Genomic DNA, 19541 nt, shown 5'->3' with positions numbered 1-19541 from the left:
CGCTTTTTCATATGCGGAGGCGCGACCTTCGCGAGGATAGTGACATGACCTCCTTCAAGACCCTCGACGACCTGCCTGCCGACCTCGACGGCAAGACGGTGCTGGTGCGCTGCGATCTCAACGTGCCGATGGCCGACGGCGACGTCACCGACGACACGCGGATCCGCGCGCATTTGCCGACGATCCGCGAGCTGGCGGGCAAGGGGGCCAAGGTCCTGCTGCTGTCGCACTTCCGCCGTCCCGAGGGGCGCCCGCGTCCCGACATGTCGACCGCGCTGCTGGTCGAGCCGATGCGCGAGATCACCGGCCTGTCGGTGCGCTATGTCGAGGACTGCCAGGGCCCCGAGGCAGCGCGCGCCATCTCGATCATGCTCCCGGGCGCGATCGGTATCCTCGAGAACACCCGCTTCCATGAAGGCGAGACGAAGAACGACCCCGAGCTTGCGAAAGGCATGGCGGCGCTCGCCGACTATTATGTCAACGACGCTTTCTCGGTGGCGCACCGCGCCCACGCCTCGACGGTCGGTGTCACCGAGCACCTCGAAAGCTTCGCTGGCCGCGCGATGGAGGCCGAGCTGTCGGCACTCGAAGCGGCGCTCGGCAGCCCCGAGCATCCGGTCGCCGCAGTGGTCGGCGGCGCGAAGGTCTCGACCAAGCTCGCGGTCCTCGAAAATCTCGTCGCCAAGGTCGATCACCTCATCATCGGCGGCGGCATGGCCAACACCTTCCTCGCCGCGCGCGGTGTCGCCGTCGGCAAGAGCCTGATGGAAGCCGATCTCGTCCCGCAGGCGAACGACATCTTCGCTGCTGCGGACAAGGCCGACTGCACCATCCATCTTCCCTATGACGTGGTCGTCTCGAAGGAATTTGCGGCCAACCCCGACAGCCTTCGCACCTGCAACGTCCACGAGGTCGAGGCGGACGAGATGATCCTCGACATCGGCCCCAATGCCGTCGAGGCGCTCGCCGATGCCTTGAAGACCTGCAAGACGCTGGTGTGGAACGGTCCGCTGGGCGCCTTCGAGACCGAGCCCTTCGACCGCGCCACCGTCCAGCTCGCGCAGACCGCGGCGGCGCTCACCAAGGAAGGCAGCCTCACCAGCGTGGCGGGCGGGGGCGACACCGTCGCTGCCCTGAACCAGGCGGGCGTTGCAGGCGACTTCAGCTTCGTCTCGACCGCGGGCGGCGCCTTCCTCGAATGGATGGAAGGCAAGGAACTGCCCGGCGTGGCGGCGCTCCAGCGCTGATGGCCGACATTTCCGCCAGCATCGAGACGCTCGAGCACCGCTGGATGCGCGGCTGGATCGAGCGCGACCGCAAGCAGCTCAAGAAGCTTACCGGCCGCGCCTTCCGCTTCGTCGTCGCGGCCTCCAAGCCCGTGTTGCTCGACCGTTCGAGCCTGCTCGACGCCGCGCCCGACCAGTTCAGCAGCGAGGGCTATCGCTTCGGCAACGTCTATTGCCGCCGCCATGGCGCGAGCGTGATTTTCGCCACGCAGGCCGAGCTCGAGATGACCCTTGAGGGACGGCGCTGGAACGGCACCTTCTGGATGCAGGACCTGTGGCGAAAGGGCGGGATGAGCCGCAACTGGCAGCTCGTCGAACGCGCCCTCTCGCGCACCGAGGATGACGAGCGCGTCGCCGGCGCGATCCGCTCGCTCCAGCTCTGGCGCTAGGCTAGTCGTCAATCCGATATTCGGGGTTGGGCCAGCCGGGTTTTGACCCGTCGTCCCATTCTGTCCTGACATTGCCGATGGCGGGAATGCCGCCATTGTCCTTCAGCATCTTCGCCATGTGCATGAGGTTGAAGGCCATGAAGGTCGTGTTGCGCTGGGTGAAGACATTGTCGAAGCCGACGCGGCCCGAGCCGTCTTCCTTTTCATCGCCATAGCTGGGGCCGGGGCCCGCCTCGCCGATCCAGCCGCAATCGGCCTGCGGGGGGATGGTGTAGCCGACATGGCTCATCGCGTAGAGGCAGGAGGATGCGACCGCCTTGATGCCGTCCTCGTTGCCGGTGACGACGCAACCGCCGACCTTGCCGTAGAAGCGATATTGCCCCTTGTCGTTGGTCTGGCCCGAATGGGCGTAGAGCTTTTCGATGAAAGCGGCGGCGAGCGAGGATTTCTCGCCGAGCCAGATGGGAGTGCCGAGGACGAGAATGTCGGCCTCCAGCACGCGGTCGCTGATCTTGGGCCAGTCGTCGCGCTCCCAGCCATGGTCGGTCATGTCGGGATAGACGCCGGGGGCGAGGAGGTGGCCCGATAGGCGGAGGCGGTCGACCGCGACCTTCGAGCGCGAGAAGATCTCCGCGACCACCTCGAGCAGCGTGTCGGTGTGGCTGTCCTGCCCGGGCGGCTTCAAGGTGGCGTTGACGAGCACGGCCTTGAGGCCACTGCCGTCGAAGGCGGCCTCGGCGCAGATTTCCTCCTGCTGGTCGGACATCCTCGACATGGCTGGGCTCCCTCTCTTGCTTCGACATGATACGTGCGAGGGCGGGGGAAAGTTACCGCCACCAGCTTTTTCATTGGCGTGAGCGTTCACAGCATTGCGCCTGCGAAAAGCGCCCGCTAGCCGCGCTCGCATACGTATGCAGTTGAACCGGCGGGGAGGCCAATTTCCATGACATTCGATCCCAAGATGATGGCGCAGATGGTGGGCGGCTCGGGCTTCATCGCCGCGCTCGACCAGTCGGGTGGTTCGACCCCCAAGGCGCTCAAGGCCTACGGGATCGGCGAGGACGCCTGGTCGACCGAGGAAGAGATGTTCGGCCTTATCCACGATATGCGCACGCGCATCGTCACCGCGCCGAGCTTTTCGGGGCAGAAGGTGCTCGGCGCCATCCTGTTCGAGAAGACGATGGACGGCGAGGCGGACGGCAAGCCCGTGCCCCAGCTCCTGTGGGAACGCGGCGTCGTGCCCTTCCTGAAAGTGGACCAGGGCCTCGAGGATGAAGCCGACGGCGTCCAGAAGATGAAGCCGATGACCCGCCTCGACGAGCTTGTCGCCAAGGGCAAGGCCCGCGGGGTGTTCGGGACCAAGATGCGCAGCGTCATCAACGAGGCCAATGACGACGGCATCCACGCGATCGTCACCCAGCAGTTCATGGCCGCCAACCAGATCCTCGACGGCGGGCTGATGCCGATCGTCGAGCCCGAGGTGAACATCAAGTCGGCCACCCGCGGCGAGGCCGAGAAGCTGCTGTTGAAGCATCTCCTTGCCGCGCTCGACGGCATGGATCCCGGCAAGCGCGTGATGCTCAAGCTCACCCTGCCCGAAGAAGATGATCTCTACGCCCCGCTGGTGGCGCATCCGGCGGTGGCGCGCGTGGTCGCGCTGTCGGGCGGTTACGAGCGCGACGAGGCCAATGCCAAGCTCGCCAAGAACCGCGGCATGATCGCCAGCTTCAGCCGTGCGCTCCTGCAGGACCTTCGCGCCGACATGGACGATGCCGCGTTCGACAAGGCGCTGGGCAGCGCGATCGACAGCATCTACGCCGCGAGTGTATGCAACGGCTAATACACCCTTGACTACAGCCGTAGTCGAAGGCTAGCGTGACATCATGATTTCGATGATCCTGACGGCCGCCGTTGCGGCCACGGTCGGTGGGGCGCCAGCGGTTGCGGCGCCCGCCGACGAGTTCGATAGCTTTCTCGCCGAGTTCCGCAAGGAAAAGCGCATTCCGGCGCTCTCGGTGCTGGTCCTCGAGGACGGCGAACCCGTCTTTGAAAAGGCCTATGGCGTCGGCGACGATGAGGGTGATCACCCGGCCACGCCCGACAACAGCTTCTTTATTGCTTCGGTCACCAAGCCCATCGCCGCCGCCGCGATCATCGCGGAAGTCGAAGCCGATGGCACCAGCCTCGATGTGCCGATGAGCGCCGATGCAGGCTGGCAGGGCTTTTGCGAGCGCATGAAGACCTCGCCCATCCCCTATATGGGCGGCAACGAGACCCTCGCGCCCGTGGCCTGCGATCGCGACCTCAACTTGCGCGACGTACTGACGATGCGCGTCAACGGCGATGGCAGTCGCTCGATCTACAACCCCATGGCCTATGCGCGCATCGACCGCATGATCGAGGGTGCTGGCGGGCGGCCGCTGCGCACCATCATGCGCGAACGCGTGCTCGAGCCGGCGGGCATGGACGCGACGGCGCTGGGCTGGCGCGACGAGGAAGGCGCGGTGGCGCTGGCGCGGCTGGTGCCGCCCTTCAAGTCGACCGAGCAGGGGCCCGAGAAAGCGGCGCTCCCCGATGATGACCTGCGCGCAGCGGCGGGCATCTATGCCTCGACCCGCGAGATCGCCAAGTTCGACCGCGCCATCCCGCAGCTCTTGTCCGACGACTATCGCTACCTTTTGTTCGAGCAACCTGTCGGCGAGACCGGCGACTATCGCTACGGTTGGTGGGTGCAGGACTATGAGGGCGAGCGGCTGACCTGGCACGGCGGCTGGGAGCCTGACAAATATTCGGCGCTCTACCTCAAGCGGCCCGAAAAAGGCCTGACGCTCATCGTGCTGGCCAATACCGAGGCGATCTTCTGGGGCAATCCGCTCGACCATGCAAAGGTCGAGACGAGCCCGATCGCGGCCAAGTGGCTCGAACTCTTCGGCGAGTGATTGGCGAAGGGGAAAGCTTGCGCTAGGGGCGGGGCATGGACGATTTCGACTTTTCCGTTTTTGCCGCCCCCGAGCGCGAGCACCCTTGCGACCTCTATCTCATCAGCCCGCAGGACGTGGGCGGCGACTTTCCGGCGCGCCTCAAGGCCGCCGTCGCGCATGAGCGGGTCAGCGCCTTCCAGCTGCGCGTAAAGGGCATGGAGAGCCACGAGCTGGCCCGTCTTGCCGCGCCGCTGCAGGAGATTTGCGCGGAAGCCGAGGTCGCCTTCATCGTCAATGACGACGTGGCGATGGCCAAGCGGCTGAAGGCCGACGGCGTCCATCTCGGGCAGGGCGATGGCGACGTGAAGGACGCGCGCGCCATCCTCGGACCCTCGGTCCAGATCGGCGTCACCTGCCACGCCTCACGCCACCTCGCGATGGAAGCGGGCGAAGCGGGGGCCGACTATGTCGCCTTCGGTGCCTTTTACGACAGCCCCACCAAGAAGAGCGAGCATCGCCCCGAACCCGGCATCCTGTCGTGGTGGGCGAGCCTGTTCGAACTGCCCTGCGTGGCGATCGGCGGGATCACCCCCGACAATGCCGCGCCGCTGGTGCGCGCGGGCGCCGACTTCCTCGCCGTGTCGAGCGCGGTGTGGGGCGCCGAGGATGTCGCCGCTGCCGTGGCAGCGTTCGAGGACGCGCTGACCCAAGGTTAGACACTAGGGATAAAGTCGGGGGGTGCTGCGTTGGCTGGGAAAGAAACCAGTCAGTGAGGGTACCAAAAATGGCTCGTAAGCCCCGCGTTCGTCTTCCGCGTAACAAGATCATCACCGCTTTCTCCGCTGCCATCGCGCTTGCCGCGGGCGGGGCCGTCCTGTCGTCCGAGGGCGCCGAGGCGCAGCCGGCCCAGCAGAAGGCCAATGCCGCACAGGCCACGGCGGCCGAGAAGCCGACGAAGCAGGGTAATACCTATGGCTCGACCGCGCTCGACGAGGGGAAGAGCGACCAGCGCGGGCTGGGCGACATCGACAATGACGTCTTTCACGCCATGGTCCTGCTCGACCGTGCCCATTTCTCGCCCGGCGTGATCGACGGGCGCGAGGGGCAGAATTTCATCATGGCGCTGAAAGGCTATCAGGAAGCCCATGGGCTCGAGGTGACGGGCGAACTCGATACGCCGACGCGAAAGAAGCTGCTGCGCGATGCGCGAAAGCCGACCCGCTTCCTGCGCATCGACGAGACCAGCTTCGGTTCGCCCTTCAAGACCATCCCCGACGATCCGACCAAGCAGGCCGACCTCGAGCGCATGCCCTATGAGGATTTGCTTGAGGAAGTCGCCGAGCGCTTCCACACCACCCGCGAGACGCTGATCGCCCTGAATGGTGACAAGGCGCGCAACGTCGAGATCGGCACCGTGCTTCAGCTGCCCAACGTGCTGCCGGCCGCGCGCGATTATGGCGATATCGACGAGGCCGAGCGCGACATGTTCAACGCCCTGAATGTCCAGCCCGACCCGGGCGTGAAGGGCGCCTATGTCACGGTGGACGAGAGCGACAAGGTACTGCGCGTCTATGACGATGCCGACAAGCTGGTCGCGCAATTCCCCGTGACGACGGGCTCGGAGAACGACCCGCTGCCGCTCGGCGACTGGAAGGCGACCACCTATGCCTATCTGCCGCCATTCAACTACCAGCCCGACCTGTTCTGGGATGTCGCCGATAGCGAAGAGGAAGTGACCCTGCCGCCGGGACCTAACGGACCGGTCGGGGTCGCCTGGCTCGATCTCACCAAGGAGCATTACGGCTTTCACGGCACGCCCGAGCCGCAGACCATCGGCTATGCCGAAAGCCATGGCTGCATCCGCCTGACCAACTGGGACGTGCTGACGCTCACACGTATGCTCGAGCCCGGCTTCCGCGCCACCTTCAAGGCGTGATCTCCTAGATGAAGTCGCTGCTCGTCGCCGTCGTCACCGCCATCGTCACCTCGATGGGCTGGCTGGTCGCGTTCAACTCGGGGATAGTGTCGCCCGCGAAGGAGAAGGTCGCCGAGGCGCCTGCCCCCACTGCCGCAGCGCCCGAACCGCGCCCGATGCAGGATGCCGAATTCGAGACGGTGGGCGAGGAGGGGCTCGACCGCGGCGACACGTTGCGGCTCGATCCCGAATTGCGGCGCGCCCGCTCGGTCGAGATCGGTCCGCGCGGCATGGCGGTGCCGGTCGCGGGCGTGGCGCCCGAAGCGCTGGTCGACACTTATACGCAGGCGCGTGCCGGCGGGGCCCGGCGCCACGACGCGATCGACATCATGGCGGATACCGGCACGCCCGTCGTCGCGGCGGCGCCCGGCGTGCTGGAGAAGATCTATTTTTCGGACGGCGGCGGAGGCAAGACGCTCTATGTCCGCTCAAGCGACAAGAAGTGGATCTACTATTACGCCCACCTCGATGAATATGCGCCGGGGCTCGAGGAAGGCGATGCGATCGCGCTCGGCCAGCGGCTCGGCACGGTGGGTTATACGGGCAATGCCAACCCCGACGGTCCCCACCTCCATTTCGCGGTCCATCGGATGGAGCCCGAGGAGGGCTGGTGGGAAGGCCGCCCCGTCAATCCCTATCCGCTGCTTGCAGGCGAGGATGAGGACGGCTAGGGGCGTGAGCCATAAGGATCAACGCGTCCGGACGGTTCGTTTGTCAGCGAACCCGGTTCTTTCAGACTGTCGGTGAAGTGAAGGGCATCAGCGGATGTCCTGCCGGTCGGGCGAAACAGTAGAGGAAGTCGTGTCATGAAGATGAATGCGGTCGATATCCGTCCCGGCAACATCATCGAGTATGAGAAGGGCCTGTGGAAGGCGGTCAAGATCCAGCATACGCAGCCCGGCAAGGGCGGCGCCTACATGCAGGTCGAGCTCAAGAACATCGAGGACAACCGCAAGACCAACGTCCGTTTCCGTTCGGCGGAATCGGTCGAGAAGGTGCGCCTCGAGACGCAGGATTACCAGTATCTGTTCGCCGACGGCGAGGAACTGACCTTCATGGACAAGGAAACGTACGAGCAGGTCATCGTCCAGAAGGATCTGCTCGGTGACCAGGCGGCGTTCCTCACCGATGGCATGGACGTCATTCTCGAAACGCACGAGGGTCGCCCGCTGAGCGTCCAGCTGCCGCAGTTCGTCGAGGCCGAGGTGGTCGAAGCCGACGCGGTCGTGAAGGGCCAGACGGCCAGCGCCAGCTACAAGCCGGCCGTGCTCGACAATGGCGTGCGCATCATGGTGCCGCCGCACATCACCTCGGGTACCCGCGTGATCGTCGACACCACCGACTTCAGCTATTCGAAGCGCGCCGACTGATGCGGCTCGCGCTTCTCCTGACATGCGCCCTCGGTCTTGCGGGGTGCGACCAGCAATGGTCGACGCCCCCCGAGGAGCGGCCGGCCGGGCAGGAGGGCGAAACCGAGGTCGAGGCCAGCGGCAAGGAAGTCGCGACCTTCGGCAACGGCGTGAAGACGGTGGCGAGCGATGCCAGCGTCGAGGAGACGGTCGAACGGCTGGAAGCCGCGCTCGAGGAGGGCGGCTTCACCACGGTCGCCAAGCTCGACCATGCCAGCAATGCGGCGAGCGTCGAACTCGACATGGGGCCGGCGGTGTCGATCTTCTTCGGCAAGCCCGAGGTCGGCACGCACCTGATGCGCGTGGCCCCATCGGCGGCTCTTGACCTGCCGCAGCGCATGGCGGTCTACCGGGACGCCGAAGGGGTGACGCAGGTCAGCTACAACAGCCCGATCTGGCTCGCCTCGCGCCACGGCATCGAGGCGCAGGACGACCGCATCGAGACGATTTCGGGGGCATTGGAAGGATTGGCGATGGCCGCGGCGGGCAGGGGACCCGACGCCGCCACGCAGAAGGAAGATAGCGAATAATGGTTAGCCACTCTGGCCTCATCACCGTCATGGAGCGTGCCGCGCGCAAGGCCGCGCCGCGCCTGCGCCGTGACTTCAACGAAGTCGAGCACCTCCAGGTCTCCAAGAAGGGCCCCGCCGACTTCGTGTCGATGGCCGACAAGCGCTGCGAGGCGACGATCGTCGACGAACTGCGCCACGCGCGTCCCGATTGGGGCATGGTGCTCGAGGAAGGCGGCGTGATCGAGGGTAATCCCGACAAGCCGCGCTGGATCGTCGATCCCTTGGATGGCACGTCGAACTTCCTTCACGGCATTCCCCATTTCGCGATCACCATCGCGGTCGAGGACAAGAAGCCCAACGGCGATCCCGAGATCACCCATGCGCTCACCTACCAGCCGATCACCGACGAGAGTTTCTGGGCCGAGAAGGGGCGCGGTGCCTGGCTGCAGGACCAGCGCCTGCGCGTCTCGGCGCGTCGCCATCTCGACGAGGCGCTGATCGGCACCGGCATGCCGCATTTCGGACGCGGTGACATCGGCCGCTGGACGCGCATCTATGGCGCCATCGGCGGGCAGGTCTCGGCGGTGCGACGCTTCGGTGCCGCCAGCCTCGACTTCGCCTGGGTCGCCGCAGGGCGCCTCGACGGTTTCTGGGAAGACGATCTCGACATCTGGGACGTCGCGGCGGGCCTCCTGCTCGTCAAGGAAGCGGGCGGCTTCGTGACCGACTATCGCGGGCAGGACCGCATGCTCAAGAAGCGCGAGTTCCTTGCCGCCAACGGCGACCTGCACTCGAAGCTTCACAAGCTGGTCGCGGGCGCGTTACGCTAATTTTCCCGCGCACGGCCAGCACCGGCGCGGGGGCGGGGGATACCCGCCACGACAATCTGAAAAGGCCGCTTGGGGCCGCGACCAAGGAGATCGTCATGATCGATCCGATTTCGTGGGCTCCAAGTGGCCTTTTTCGTGCCGGCCTCCTGTCCTCCTGCCTTGCCCTGGCAAGTTGCTCGACGCCCGGCCCCGTTACCTATGCGAGCGACGACCGCCCTCCGGCCGAGCGCTTTGCCGATTACCCCGACTGGGCGGCGAGCGGAGAGGCAGGGAAGGTGGGCGACCTCGCGGGCCTGCAGGCGCTCCCCGACCGCTACCCCAATAGCGCCTCGGTCCAGCGGCGCATTCTCGGCGCGGCCTTCGCGGCCGGGGACCGCGACGCGGCGCAGGCGGCCCTCGTACGGCTGGGAGACATGGATTATGTCCTGTCCGATGGCGCGCTCGGTCAGCTCGGGCCCTTTCTCGGCGAAGCGGCGGTCTCCGCCTATCGCGCCGGGGTTGAAGTGGCGGGCACGCCGCGCACGCCCAGCACGCTCGCCGCGACCATCCCCGCCGACTTTCCCTTGAGCGAAAGCGTGGCGCGCGACGAGGCCACGGGGCGCTTCTATTCGCTCTCGGTCGCCGCGCAGCAACTGATCGCCAGCGACGACGGGGCGACGTGGCGCGCGCTGCCGGTGGACCTTCCGGGGCGACCGATGGGGATTGCCATCGATCATGACGCGCGGCGATTGTGGGTGAGCTTCGGTCGGCTGGGCGAGGAGGACGAGGCCTTCGTCGGCCTTGCGGCCTATGACCTCGACAGCGGACGGGAGCTCGCCCGCCACGCCGTCCCTGATGCCGCCTCGCTGAACGACCTGACGGTCGCCCGCGACGGCAGCGTGCTGGCGAGCGACAGCCTCGGCGGCGGCGTGTACCGGCTGGCGACAGGCGGTGCCGCGATCGCGCGGGTCGACGTGCCCGGCACCTTCCGCTCGCCGCAGGGGATCGCCGTCCACCCGCAGGGCGGCTTCGCCTATGTGTCGGACTATAGCTATGGCATCGCCATCCTCGAGCTTGCGACCGGCGTGGCCAAGCGCTTGCTCGCGGTGGACAGCCAGATGCTCGACGGGGTCGACGGCCTGTTCTTCGACGACCGGCTCGGGCTGGTAGCGATCCAGAACGGGGTGCGGCCCCACCGGATCATGATCCTCAACCTGCGTACCGATGGCGGCGCGGTGACCCAGCTGCTCGTCCCCGAGCGCGCGCATCCCGACTGGGGCGAGCCGACGACGGGGCAATATCGGGGCGGCGAACTCCTCTATATCGCCAACCCGCAATGGGAGCGTTTCGGCGAGGGCGGGATGGTTGATGGCGATGAACCATTGGAGCCCAATCACGTGCGCCGGTTGAACTTGTAACAAAGAGGGCCTTTTGGCGGTTGCGAACCGCTACCTTCCTGTCCTAAAGCCGCGCCAAACCACGTAGCCGGAGACCTTCCTTGGCCGACGTTGCCGTCGATTATCTGCCGATCCTTCTCTTCCTGTTCGTCGCAGGCGGGCTGTCGGCGCTGTTCGTCTTCCTGCCGATGGGCGTGTCGCGCCTGACCGGCGCCCACAAGCCCGACGCGGCGAAGCTTAGCGAATATGAGTGCGGCTTTCCCGCCTTCGAGGACAGCCGCGACCAGTTCGACGTGCGCTTCTACCTCGTCGCCATCCTCTTCATCGTCTTCGATCTCGAAGCCGCCTTCCTCTTCCCCTGGGCCGTGAGCCTGATGGGCACGGGCTGGGCGAGCTGGATCGCGATGATGATCTTCCTCACCGAACTGACGCTGGGCCTTGTCTATGCCTGGCAAAAGGGAGCCCTCGAATGGGAGTAACCTACAGCCCCAAGCCGACCGAGCAGGACATCGCGCGTGCCGCGGGTCTCGAAGTGGGCAGCCCGGACATGGAAAAGTTCGAGGAGATGCGCCGCGAGCTCGATGAAAAGGGCTTCCTCGTCACCTCGACCGAAGACCTGTTCAAATGGGCGCGTACCGGCTCGCTCTGGTGGATGACCTTCGGCCTCGCCTGCTGCGCGGTCGAGATGATCCACGTCAACATGCCGCGCTACGACCTCGAGCGCTTTGGTGCTGCACCGCGCGCCTCGCCGCGCCAGTCCGACGTGATGATCGTCGCCGGCACGCTGTGCAACAAGATGGCGCCCGCGCTGCGCAAGGTCTACGACCAGATGTCGGAGCCGCGCTACGTCATCTCGATGGGCAGCTGCGCCAATGGCGGCGGCTATTACCACTATAGCTACAGCGTCGTTCGCGGCTGCGACCGCATCGTGCCGGTCGACGTCTATGTGCCGGGCTGCCCGCCGACCGCGGAAGCGCTGCTCTACGGCATCATGCAGCTGCAACGGAAGATCCGCCGCGAGGGGACGATCGAGCGATGAGCCTTGCCTTTCCCAAGATCGAAGTGCGCGACGACTTTCTCGACGCGCTGACGCGCGATTTCGGCGACGGTATCGTCAGCCATCACACGGCTGTGGGCGAGCTCACGGTGACCGTGAAGCGCAATGCGCTGGTCGAGGTGATGCGCAGCCTTCGCGACAGCCACGGCTACCAGCAGCTGATGGAAATCGCGGGTGTCGACTTTCCCGAGCGTGCCGAACGTTTCGAGGTGAACTATTGCCTCCTGTCGGTGACGCATAACCATCGCCTGCGCGTGAAGGTCCTGACCGACGCCGACACCGCCGTGCCGAGCGTGACCGGCCTGTGGCCTGCCGCGGGCTGGCTCGAACGCGAGGTGTTCGACCTTTACGGCGTCGATTTCGCGGGCAACCCCGACCTTCGCCGCATCCTCACCGATTACGGTTTCGAGGGGCATCCGCTGCGGAAAGACTTCCCGCAGACCGGCTATGTCGAACTGCGCTATTCGGAAGCCGAGAAGCGTGTGGTCTACGAGCCCGTGAAGCTGCCGCAGGATTTCCGTTCGTTCGACTTCCTCAGCCCGTGGGAAGGCCCCGAATATCGCCTGCCGGGCGATGAAAAGGCCGAGCCGCACGAGGCGGGCGGGGCGAGCCCTGCCAAGGCCACCGGCGAGCCGACCAAGGTCAAGGCGAAGGCCGGCCCGGGCGATCCCAAGGTGACCGAGAGCGTCAAGGATACGGGCGCGGGCCAGCCGACCAACCAGGAAGCCGAGGAAGAGGCGCGCGACAGCGTTGCCGACAAGGCCGCGCATGCGGGCGGCAAGAAGACCGACGTCGACGCGCCCGAAACGCGTGAAGATGCGCCGGCCAAGCCGCGCAAGGGAGACAGCTAATGGCCAAGGTCGAGATCCAGACCTTCCCCGACGAGCGGGCGGCCGATTTCGAAGCCGCGCGCACGGGCGCCGTCGACCACACCCCGGGCGACGACACGGTTTCGAACTACACCATCAACTTCGGCCCGCAGCACCCTGCGGCGCACGGCGTCCTTCGCCTGATCATGGAGCTTGATGGCGAGATCGTCGAACGCGTCGATCCGCACGTTGGCCTGCTCCATCGCGGCACCGAGAAGCTGATCGAATATCGCACCTATGCGCAGGCGCTGCCTTACTTCGATCGCCTCGATTACTGCTCGCCCATGTGCATGGAGCACAGCTATGTGCTCGCAGTGGAAAAGCTGCTCGGGCTCGAGGTGCCGCTGCGCGCGCAATATATCCGCGTGCTGATGGCGGAGCTGACCCGCATCTCCAACCACATGCTCAACCTCGGCAGCCACGTCATGGACGTGGGCGCGATGACGCCCAACCTGTGGCTGTTCGAAGTGCGCGAAGACACGATGCAATTCTACGAGAAGGTGTCGGGCGCGCGCATGCATGCCAATTATTTCCGCGTCGGCGGGGTCCACCAGGACATCCCCGAGAGCGTGCTGGCGGAAATGGGCGACTGGCTCGACAACCGCCTCCAGCTGTTCGAGGACGCGATCAGCCTCGTCGCCGACAACCGCATCTTCAAGCAGCGCAACGTGGATATCGGCGTGGTGTCGAAGGACGATGCGCTGGCCTGGGGCTTTAGCGGCCCGATGATCCGCGCCTCGGGCATTCCGTGGGACCTTCGCAAGTCGCAGCCCTACGAGGTCTATGACCGCATGGACTTCGACGTGCCGGTCGGGACCAAGGGCGACTGCTACGACCGCTTCATGGTCCGCGTCGAGGAAGTCCGCCAGTCGGCGCGCATCATGCGCCAGTGCCTTGCCGAAATGCCCGACGGGCCGATCGGCAGCATGGACCGCAAGGTCTTCCCGCCCAAGCGCGCGGAGATGAAGCAGTCGATGGAAGCGCTCATCCACCACTTCAAGCTCTACACCGAGGGCTATCACGTCCCCGAGGGCGAAGTGTATGTCGCGACCGAAAGCCCGAAGGGCGAATTCGGCGTCTATCTCGTCGCCGACGGGACCAACAAACCCTATCGCTGCAAGATCCGGCCGACCGCGTTCAGCCACCTGCAGGCGATGGATTTCATGATGAAGGGCCACATGCTCGCCGACACCACCGCGGTGCTCAGCGCGATCGACGTGGTCTTCGGGGAGTGTGACCGCTAATGGCGCTTCGTTATTTCGCTCCGGAAACGCCCGAACTCCGCGAAACGTGGGGTGGGTTCGCGTGGGATGAGGTGTCGCAGCCCAAGGCCGACTTCATCCTCGCCAAATATCCCGAAGGGCGCCAGGCTTCGGCCTGCCTGCCCTTCCTCGACCTTGCCCAGCGGCAGGTCGGGCGTATGACCGATACGCAAGGCTGGCTACCGATCCCCGTGATCGAGTTCGTCGCCAAGACGCTCGACATGCCGGTGGTCCGCGTGATGGAAGTCGCGAGCTTCTACACGATGTACAACCTCGTGCCGGTCGGCAAATTCCACGTGCAGGTCTGCGGCACCACGCCCTGCATGCTGCGCGGTTCGGACAATGTCATGAAGGCCTGCAAGGCCAAGGGCATGAAGAAGGGCCACACCACCGAGGACGGCATGTTCACGCTGACCGAGGTCGAATGCATGGGCACCTGCGCCAATGCGCCGATGGTCCAGATCAACGACGACAATTACGAGGACCTCACCGAGGAGAGCATGACCGCGATCCTCGAGGCGCTGGCCAAGGGCGAACAGCCCAAGGTGGGGTCACAGGTCGGGCGCACTTCGTCGGAGCCCGAAGGCGGGCCGACGACGCTCAAGAAGATGACCGAGCGCAACTACGACTATCGGGGGCAGTGGTAGGAGCATGATGCACACGATCATCAAGATCGGCGCAGCGCTCCTCGGCCTGATGCTCGCCCTGTGGATTTTGAAGAACGCCTTCGGGCTGATCATCGGGATCGTCCTTGCCGGCCTCCTCTATGTCGGCGCGACCAAGATGCTGGAGAAGAAGTCATGAGCGGTATCACCTCGCTCACCGACAAGGATCGGATCTTTACCAACCTGTACGGCTTCCAGTCGCCCGGACTGAAAGAGGCACAGGCGCGCGGCGATTGGGACGACACCAAGGCGCTCCTCAAGCGCGACCCCGATGCGATCATCGAGGAGGTGAAGGACAGCGGCCTTCGCGGGCGCGGCGGTGCGGGTTTCCCGACCGGCGTGAAATGGGGATTCATGCCCAAGAACCCCGCGCCCGGCCGTCCCAACTTCCTCGTCATCAACGCGGACGAGAGCGAGCCCGGCTCGTGCAAGGACCGCGAGATCATCCGCCACGATCCGCACAAGCTGATCGAGGGCGCGCTATTGTCGTCCTTCGCGATGCGCGCGCGCGCCGCCTATATCTACATCCGCGGCGAATATATCGCCGAAGCGGTGGCGATGCAGAAGGCGATCGACGAAGCCTATGCGGCCGGCCTCATCGGCAAGAATGCCTGTGGCTCGGGCTATGACTTCGACCTGTTCCTGCACCGCGGCGCGGGCGCCTATATCTGCGGCGAAGAGACCGCGATGCTCGAGAGCCTCGAGGGCAAGAAGGGCCAGCCGCGCCTCAAGCCCCCGTTCCCCGCGGGCGCGGGCCTCTACGGCTGCCCGACGACGGTGAACAATGTGGAATCGATCGCGGTCGTGCCGACGATCCTCCGCCGCGGCGCGGCCTGGTTCAAGAGCTTCGGCCGCGAGAACAACCACGGCACCAAGCTGTTCCAGATCTCGGGCCATGTCGAAAAGCCCTGCGTGGTCGAGGAAGCCATGAGCATTCCCTTCCGCGAGCTGATCGAGAAGCATTGCGGCGGCATCACCGGCGGGTGGGACAACCTCCTCGCGGTGATCCCGGGCGGCTCGTCGGTCCCGCTGGTGCCCGCCAAGGACATCATGGACTGCCCGATGGACTTCGACGGCCTCAAGGAGCAGGGCTCGGGCCTTGGCACCGCGGCGGTCATCGTCATGGACAAGTCGACCGACATCGTGAAGGCGATCAGCCGCATCAGCTACTTCTACAAGCATGAGAGCTGCGGCCAGTGCACGCCGTGCCGCGAAGGCACGGGCTGGATGTGGCGCACCATGGAGAAGCTGGTCGAGGGCGATGCCGAAGTCGGCACCATCGACCGCCTCTACGACGTCACCAAGCAGGTCGAGGGCCACACCATCTGCGCGCTGGGCGATGCCGCCGCCTGGCCGATCCAGGGCCTGATCAAACATTTCCGTCCCGAACTCGAACGCCGCATCCATGAGCATGGCGGCGTCCAGGAGGCTGCCGAATAATGCCGAAGGTTACCGTCGACGGCGTCGAACTCGAGGTCCCGCAGGGCGCGACCGTGCTGCAGGCGTGCGAGCTTGCGGGCAAGGAAATCCCGCGTTTCTGCTATCATGAACGCCTCACCATCGCGGGCAACTGCCGCATGTGCCTCGTCGAGGTGAAGCCGGGGCCGCCCAAGCCGCAGGCCAGCTGCGCGCTGCCCGCCGCCGAGGGGCAGGAAATCCGCACCGACACGCCGATGGTCAAGAAGGCGCGCGAAGGGGTGATGGAATTCCTCCTCATCAACCACCCGCTCGACTGCCCGATCTGCGACCAGGGCGGCGAATGCGACCTCCAGGACCAGGCGATGAGCTACGGTCGCGGCACCTCGCGCTATGACGAGAACAAGCGCGCGGTCGAGGACAAGTATATGGGCCCCATCGTCAAGACGGCGATGACCCGCTGCATCCAGTGCACCCGCTGCGTGCGTTTTGCCGAAGAAGTCGCGGGCACGCCCGAGATGGGCATGTATTTCCGCGGCGAAGACAGCCAGATCACGACCTATCTCGAAAAGGCGCTGACCTCGGAGCTGTCGGGCAACTTGCATGACCTGTGCCCCGTCGGCGCGCTCATGAGCAAGCCCTACAGCTACGAGGCGCGTCCGTGGGAGCTGAAGAAGGTCCCGAGCGTCGACGTGCATGACGCGGTCGGCTCGAACATCCGTTACGAGGTGCGCGGGCGCCAGGTGATGCGCGTGCTGCCGCGCATCAACGACGACGTCAACGAGGAGTGGCTGTCGGACAAGGGCCGTCACCATGTCGACGCGCTGGTGCGCGGGCGTCTCGATCGCCCGTGGATCCGCGAGAATGGCAAGCTGCGCGCCGCCGACTGGGGCGAGGCGCTCCAGCTGTTCGCCGACAAGCTCGGTGAAGCGAAGACCAAGGTCGCGGCGATTGCCGGTGACCTCCTCGACGCCGAGACGATGTATGCGGCCAAGGCGCTCCTGAAGTCGCAGAAGTCGACGCTGATGGAAGGCCGCCAGACGGGGATGGACTATGACGTCTCCGACCTCGGCAGCGTGCGCTTCAACACGCCGATCGGCGAGGTGGAAAATGCCGACGCGATCTTCCTCGCGGGCACCAACCTTCGCTGGGAAGCACCGCTCATCAACACCCGCGTCCGCAAGGCCGTGCGCCGCGGCGCCAAGGTCTATGCGGTCGGCGCGCCCGTCGACCTCGGCTATCCGGTCGAGTGGCTGGGCGAGGATTTGAAGGCGCTGTCGAAGCTGCCCAGGGCGGTCAAGGACGCCTTCAAGGCGGCGACCAAGCCCGTCTTCATTACCGGCCCCGCCGTGCTCGCCGCGGGCGGGCAGGGCGATGCCCATGCCGCAGCGCACGAACTCAACGTCATGCGGGATGACTGGAAGGGTTATAACGTCCTTCACACCGCCGCCTCGCGCATGGCCGGCCTGATGCTCGGCTATGCGAACGAGAAGGGCGTGGCGGGCATCATCGACGCCAAGCCCAAAATGGTGATCCTTCTGGGTGCCGACGAAGTGTCGGCCGATGCCTTCCCCAAGGCCTTCAAGGTCTATGTCGGCCATCATGGCGACAAGGGTGCGCGTCTTGCCGACCTCGTGCTTCCGGGGGCGGCGCCGGCGGAAAAGCATGGCACCTATGTCAACGTCGAGGGCCGCGTGCAGCGCTCGGAAAAGGCCTGTTTCGCGCCGGGCGATGCCCGCGAGGACTGGTCGATCTTCCGCGCCGTGTCGGACCTCACCGGCAAGACCCTGCCGTTCGACAACCTTTCGCAGCTGCGTGCCGCGATGGTGAAGGACGTGCCCGCTCTCGGCGCCGATGAAGGCACGATCGTCGACATGCCCTTCAAGCCCGCCTCGATCGCGGCGAAGGGCATGGGCGCGATCAGCTATCCGATCACTGACTATTATCTCACCAACGCCATCTGCCGTCACAGCCCGACGATGCAGCGCTGCTCGGCCGAGCTGGTGCATGGCGAAAGCTTTGCGGAGGCCGCGGAATGACCGCCTGGTTCGAAAGTCTGGGCATGAGCCATGGCTGGGCCTGGTTCATCGCCAACATGATCGGCATCCTTGCCATCGCGCTGCCGCTGATGCTGGCGGTGGCGATGATCATCTATGCCGAGCGCAAGATCTGGGCCGCCATCGCGCTGCGTCGTGGTCCCAACGTGGTCGGCCCCTTCGGCCTCTTGCAGAGCTTCGCCGACGGCCTGAAGGTCTTCCTCAAGGAAACCATCATCCCCGCGAGCGCCAACAAGGCGCTGTTCCTCATCGCCCCGATCATCACCTTCACAGTGGCGCTGCTCGTCTGGGCGGTGGTGCCGTTCGATGTCGGCGTGGTGCTGGCCGACCTCAATATTGGCCTTCTCTACATCCTCGCGATCGGCTCGATCGGCGTCTATGGCGTGATCATCGCGGGCTGGGCGTCCAACTCGAAGTACCCGTTCTTCTCGGCGCTTCGCGCGGCCGCGCAGATGGTCAGCTACGAGGTCAGCCTCGGCTTCGTCATCATCTGCGTCGTGCTGTTCGCCAACAGCTTCAACATGACCGAGATCGTCATGGGACAGAAGGGCTTCGCGCTCGGCTTCCTCAACGGCTACGGCTTCTCGCCGCTGCTGTTCCCGATGGCGGTGGTGTTCCTCATCAGCTCGATGGCCGAGACGTTCCGCACCCCCTTCGACCTCGTCGAGGCGGAGAGCGAGCTCGTCGCGGGCCACCAGACCGAATATAGCTCGATGAGCTTCGCACTCTTCTGGCTCGGCGAATATGCCAACGTGCTGCTGATGTGCGCGCTCAATGCCATCCTCTTTTGGGGCGGGTTCCTGCCGCCCATCGACTGGGAGCCGCTCTACTGGGTCCCGGGCATCGTCTGGCTGTTCGCCAAGATCCTCCTCTTCTTCTTCATCTTCGGGTGGGTGAAGGCGACCGTGCCGAGGTACCGCTACGACCAGCTGATGCGGCTCGGGTGGAAGATCTTCCTGCCGCTCTCGATCCTCTTCGTCATGCTCGTCTCGGGCTACATCATGCTGACCCGCTATTCGGGAGGTGCGCTGTGATCGCACACGCCATCAAGTCCTTCACCCTGTGGGAATTTTTGAAGGCCCACGTCCTGACCTTGAAGTATTTCTTCAAGCCCAAGGCGACCATCAACTATCCCTATGAGAAGACCCCGCAGAGCCCCCGTTTCCGCGGCGAGCATGCGCTGCGTCGCTATCCCAACGGGGAAGAGCGCTGCATCGCCTGCAAGCTGTGCGAGGCGATTTGCCCCGCGCAGGCGATCACCATCGAGGCCGAGCCGCGCGAGGACAATTCGCGTCGCACGACCCGCTACGACATCGACATGGTGAAGTGCATCTATTGCGGGCTGTGCCAGGAAGCCTGCCCGGTCGATGCCATCGTGGAAGGGCCCAACCTCGAATTCGCGACCGAAACCCGCGAGGAACTCTATTACGACAAGGCCAAGCTCCTCGAGAACGGCGACAAGTGGGAAGCGGCGATTGCCGCCAACCTTGCCGCCGATGCGGCCTATCGCTAACGGC

The 19541-nt window shown here is 65.4% G+C and carries 22 protein-coding genes; 21 read left to right on the top strand and 1 reads right to left on the bottom strand.

Annotated elements, in window-relative coordinates; translation table 11 throughout:
• The first annotated feature begins 44 nt into the window (after positions 1-44).
• A complete protein-coding gene (locus tag NUW81_RS02360) occupies positions 45-1247 on the top strand; it encodes a phosphoglycerate kinase (RefSeq protein ID WP_245110036.1) in 1203 nt (400 codons plus the stop codon).
• Positions 1247-1675 carry a DUF4440 domain-containing protein gene (locus NUW81_RS02355; RefSeq protein WP_245110034.1) on the top strand — a complete coding sequence of 143 codons (429 nt, stop codon included), beginning with the start codon at positions 1247-1249 and terminating at the stop codon, positions 1673-1675. The genes NUW81_RS02360 and NUW81_RS02355 overlap by 1 nt, the downstream gene beginning before the upstream one ends.
• 1 nt (position 1676) lies before the next feature.
• Here the strand turns inward: NUW81_RS02355 and NUW81_RS02350 are convergent, their stop codons facing one another.
• Positions 1677-2450 carry a flavodoxin family protein gene (locus tag NUW81_RS02350; RefSeq protein ID WP_245110032.1) on the bottom strand — a complete coding sequence of 258 codons (774 nt, stop codon included), beginning with the start codon at positions 2448-2450 and terminating at the stop codon, positions 1677-1679.
• Positions 2451-2618: 168 nt separating this feature from the next.
• Here NUW81_RS02350 and NUW81_RS02345 point away from each other — a divergent pair, with 168 nt between their 5' ends.
• From NUW81_RS02345 to nuoI, 19 genes are all read left to right on the top strand, one after another.
• Positions 2619-3515: a fructose bisphosphate aldolase gene (locus NUW81_RS02345; protein WP_245110030.1), complete on the top strand. Its 897-nt coding sequence runs from the start codon at positions 2619-2621 to the stop codon at positions 3513-3515.
• A gap of 43 nt (positions 3516-3558) precedes the next feature.
• A complete protein-coding gene (locus NUW81_RS02340) occupies positions 3559-4614 on the top strand; it encodes a serine hydrolase domain-containing protein (protein ID WP_245110027.1) in 1056 nt (351 codons plus the stop codon).
• A 35-nt stretch (positions 4615-4649) separates the two neighbouring features.
• Positions 4650-5312, top strand: a complete 663-nt coding sequence (gene thiE / locus NUW81_RS02335; protein ID WP_245110025.1) for a thiamine phosphate synthase — start codon at positions 4650-4652, stop codon at positions 5310-5312.
• A gap of 68 nt (positions 5313-5380) precedes the next feature.
• Positions 5381-6532, top strand: a complete 1152-nt coding sequence (locus tag NUW81_RS02330; RefSeq protein ID WP_245110023.1) for a L,D-transpeptidase family protein — start codon at positions 5381-5383, stop codon at positions 6530-6532.
• An 8-nt stretch (positions 6533-6540) separates the two neighbouring features.
• A complete protein-coding gene (locus tag NUW81_RS02325) occupies positions 6541-7242 on the top strand; it encodes a M23 family metallopeptidase (RefSeq protein ID WP_245110021.1) in 702 nt (233 codons plus the stop codon).
• Positions 7243-7377: 135 nt separating this feature from the next.
• Complete coding sequence (gene efp, locus NUW81_RS02320; RefSeq protein ID WP_245110020.1) at positions 7378-7941, top strand: elongation factor P; 564 nt, start codon at positions 7378-7380, stop codon at positions 7939-7941.
• Entirely contained in the window at positions 7941-8510 is a 570-nt protein-coding gene (locus tag NUW81_RS02315) for a DUF302 domain-containing protein (RefSeq protein ID WP_245110017.1), read from the top strand. Before efp ends, NUW81_RS02315 begins: the two co-directional genes overlap by 1 nt.
• Positions 8510-9322 carry an inositol monophosphatase family protein gene (locus NUW81_RS02310; RefSeq protein ID WP_245110015.1) on the top strand — a complete coding sequence of 271 codons (813 nt, stop codon included), beginning with the start codon at positions 8510-8512 and terminating at the stop codon, positions 9320-9322. The genes NUW81_RS02315 and NUW81_RS02310 overlap by 1 nt, the downstream gene beginning before the upstream one ends.
• A gap of 95 nt (positions 9323-9417) precedes the next feature.
• The gene (locus NUW81_RS02305) at positions 9418-10719 is read left to right on the top strand and encodes an SMP-30/gluconolactonase/LRE family protein (protein ID WP_245110013.1); all 1302 of its coding nucleotides are present in this window, start codon (positions 9418-9420) and stop codon (positions 10717-10719) included.
• Positions 10720-10799: 80 nt separating this feature from the next.
• Positions 10800-11177: an NADH-quinone oxidoreductase subunit A gene (gene ndhC / locus NUW81_RS02300; protein WP_245110010.1), complete on the top strand. Its 378-nt coding sequence runs from the start codon at positions 10800-10802 to the stop codon at positions 11175-11177.
• Positions 11178-11245: 68 nt separating this feature from the next.
• Positions 11246-11737, top strand: a complete 492-nt coding sequence (locus tag NUW81_RS02295) for a NuoB/complex I 20 kDa subunit family protein (RefSeq protein ID WP_245113636.1) — start codon at positions 11246-11248, stop codon at positions 11735-11737.
• The gene (locus NUW81_RS02290; protein WP_245110008.1) at positions 11734-12606 is read left to right on the top strand and encodes an NADH-quinone oxidoreductase subunit C; all 873 of its coding nucleotides are present in this window, start codon (positions 11734-11736) and stop codon (positions 12604-12606) included. Before NUW81_RS02295 ends, NUW81_RS02290 begins: the two co-directional genes overlap by 4 nt.
• Entirely contained in the window at positions 12606-13868 is a 1263-nt protein-coding gene (locus tag NUW81_RS02285) for an NADH-quinone oxidoreductase subunit D (RefSeq protein ID WP_245110005.1), read from the top strand. The genes NUW81_RS02290 and NUW81_RS02285 overlap by 1 nt, the downstream gene beginning before the upstream one ends.
• The gene (locus NUW81_RS02280) at positions 13868-14533 is read left to right on the top strand and encodes a complex I 24 kDa subunit family protein (RefSeq protein ID WP_245110003.1); all 666 of its coding nucleotides are present in this window, start codon (positions 13868-13870) and stop codon (positions 14531-14533) included. Before NUW81_RS02285 ends, NUW81_RS02280 begins: the two co-directional genes overlap by 1 nt.
• Before the next feature lie 4 nt (positions 14534-14537).
• Positions 14538-14690, top strand: a complete 153-nt coding sequence (locus tag NUW81_RS02275) for a hypothetical protein (RefSeq protein WP_245110001.1) — start codon at positions 14538-14540, stop codon at positions 14688-14690.
• Positions 14687-15991 carry an NADH-quinone oxidoreductase subunit NuoF gene (gene nuoF / locus NUW81_RS02270; protein WP_245109998.1) on the top strand — a complete coding sequence of 435 codons (1305 nt, stop codon included), beginning with the start codon at positions 14687-14689 and terminating at the stop codon, positions 15989-15991. Before NUW81_RS02275 ends, nuoF begins: the two co-directional genes overlap by 4 nt.
• Positions 15991-18006, top strand: coding sequence for an NADH-quinone oxidoreductase subunit NuoG (nuoG, locus tag NUW81_RS02265; protein WP_245109996.1), 2016 nt, complete (start codon positions 15991-15993; stop codon positions 18004-18006). Before nuoF ends, nuoG begins: the two co-directional genes overlap by 1 nt.
• On the top strand, positions 18003-19058 hold the full coding sequence (gene nuoH / locus NUW81_RS02260; protein ID WP_245109994.1) for an NADH-quinone oxidoreductase subunit NuoH: 1056 nt from the start codon (positions 18003-18005) through the stop codon (positions 19056-19058). The genes nuoG and nuoH overlap by 4 nt, the downstream gene beginning before the upstream one ends.
• Positions 19055-19537: an NADH-quinone oxidoreductase subunit NuoI gene (gene nuoI, locus NUW81_RS02255; RefSeq protein WP_245109992.1), complete on the top strand. Its 483-nt coding sequence runs from the start codon at positions 19055-19057 to the stop codon at positions 19535-19537. Before nuoH ends, nuoI begins: the two co-directional genes overlap by 4 nt.
• Positions 19538-19541: the final 4 nt, after the last annotated feature.

This window comes from Sphingomicrobium aestuariivivum (assembly GCF_024721585.1).
GTDB lineage: Bacteria > Pseudomonadota > Alphaproteobacteria > Sphingomonadales > Sphingomonadaceae > Sphingomicrobium > Sphingomicrobium aestuariivivum.
This window is presented reverse-complemented; position numbering and strand designations above follow the sequence as displayed.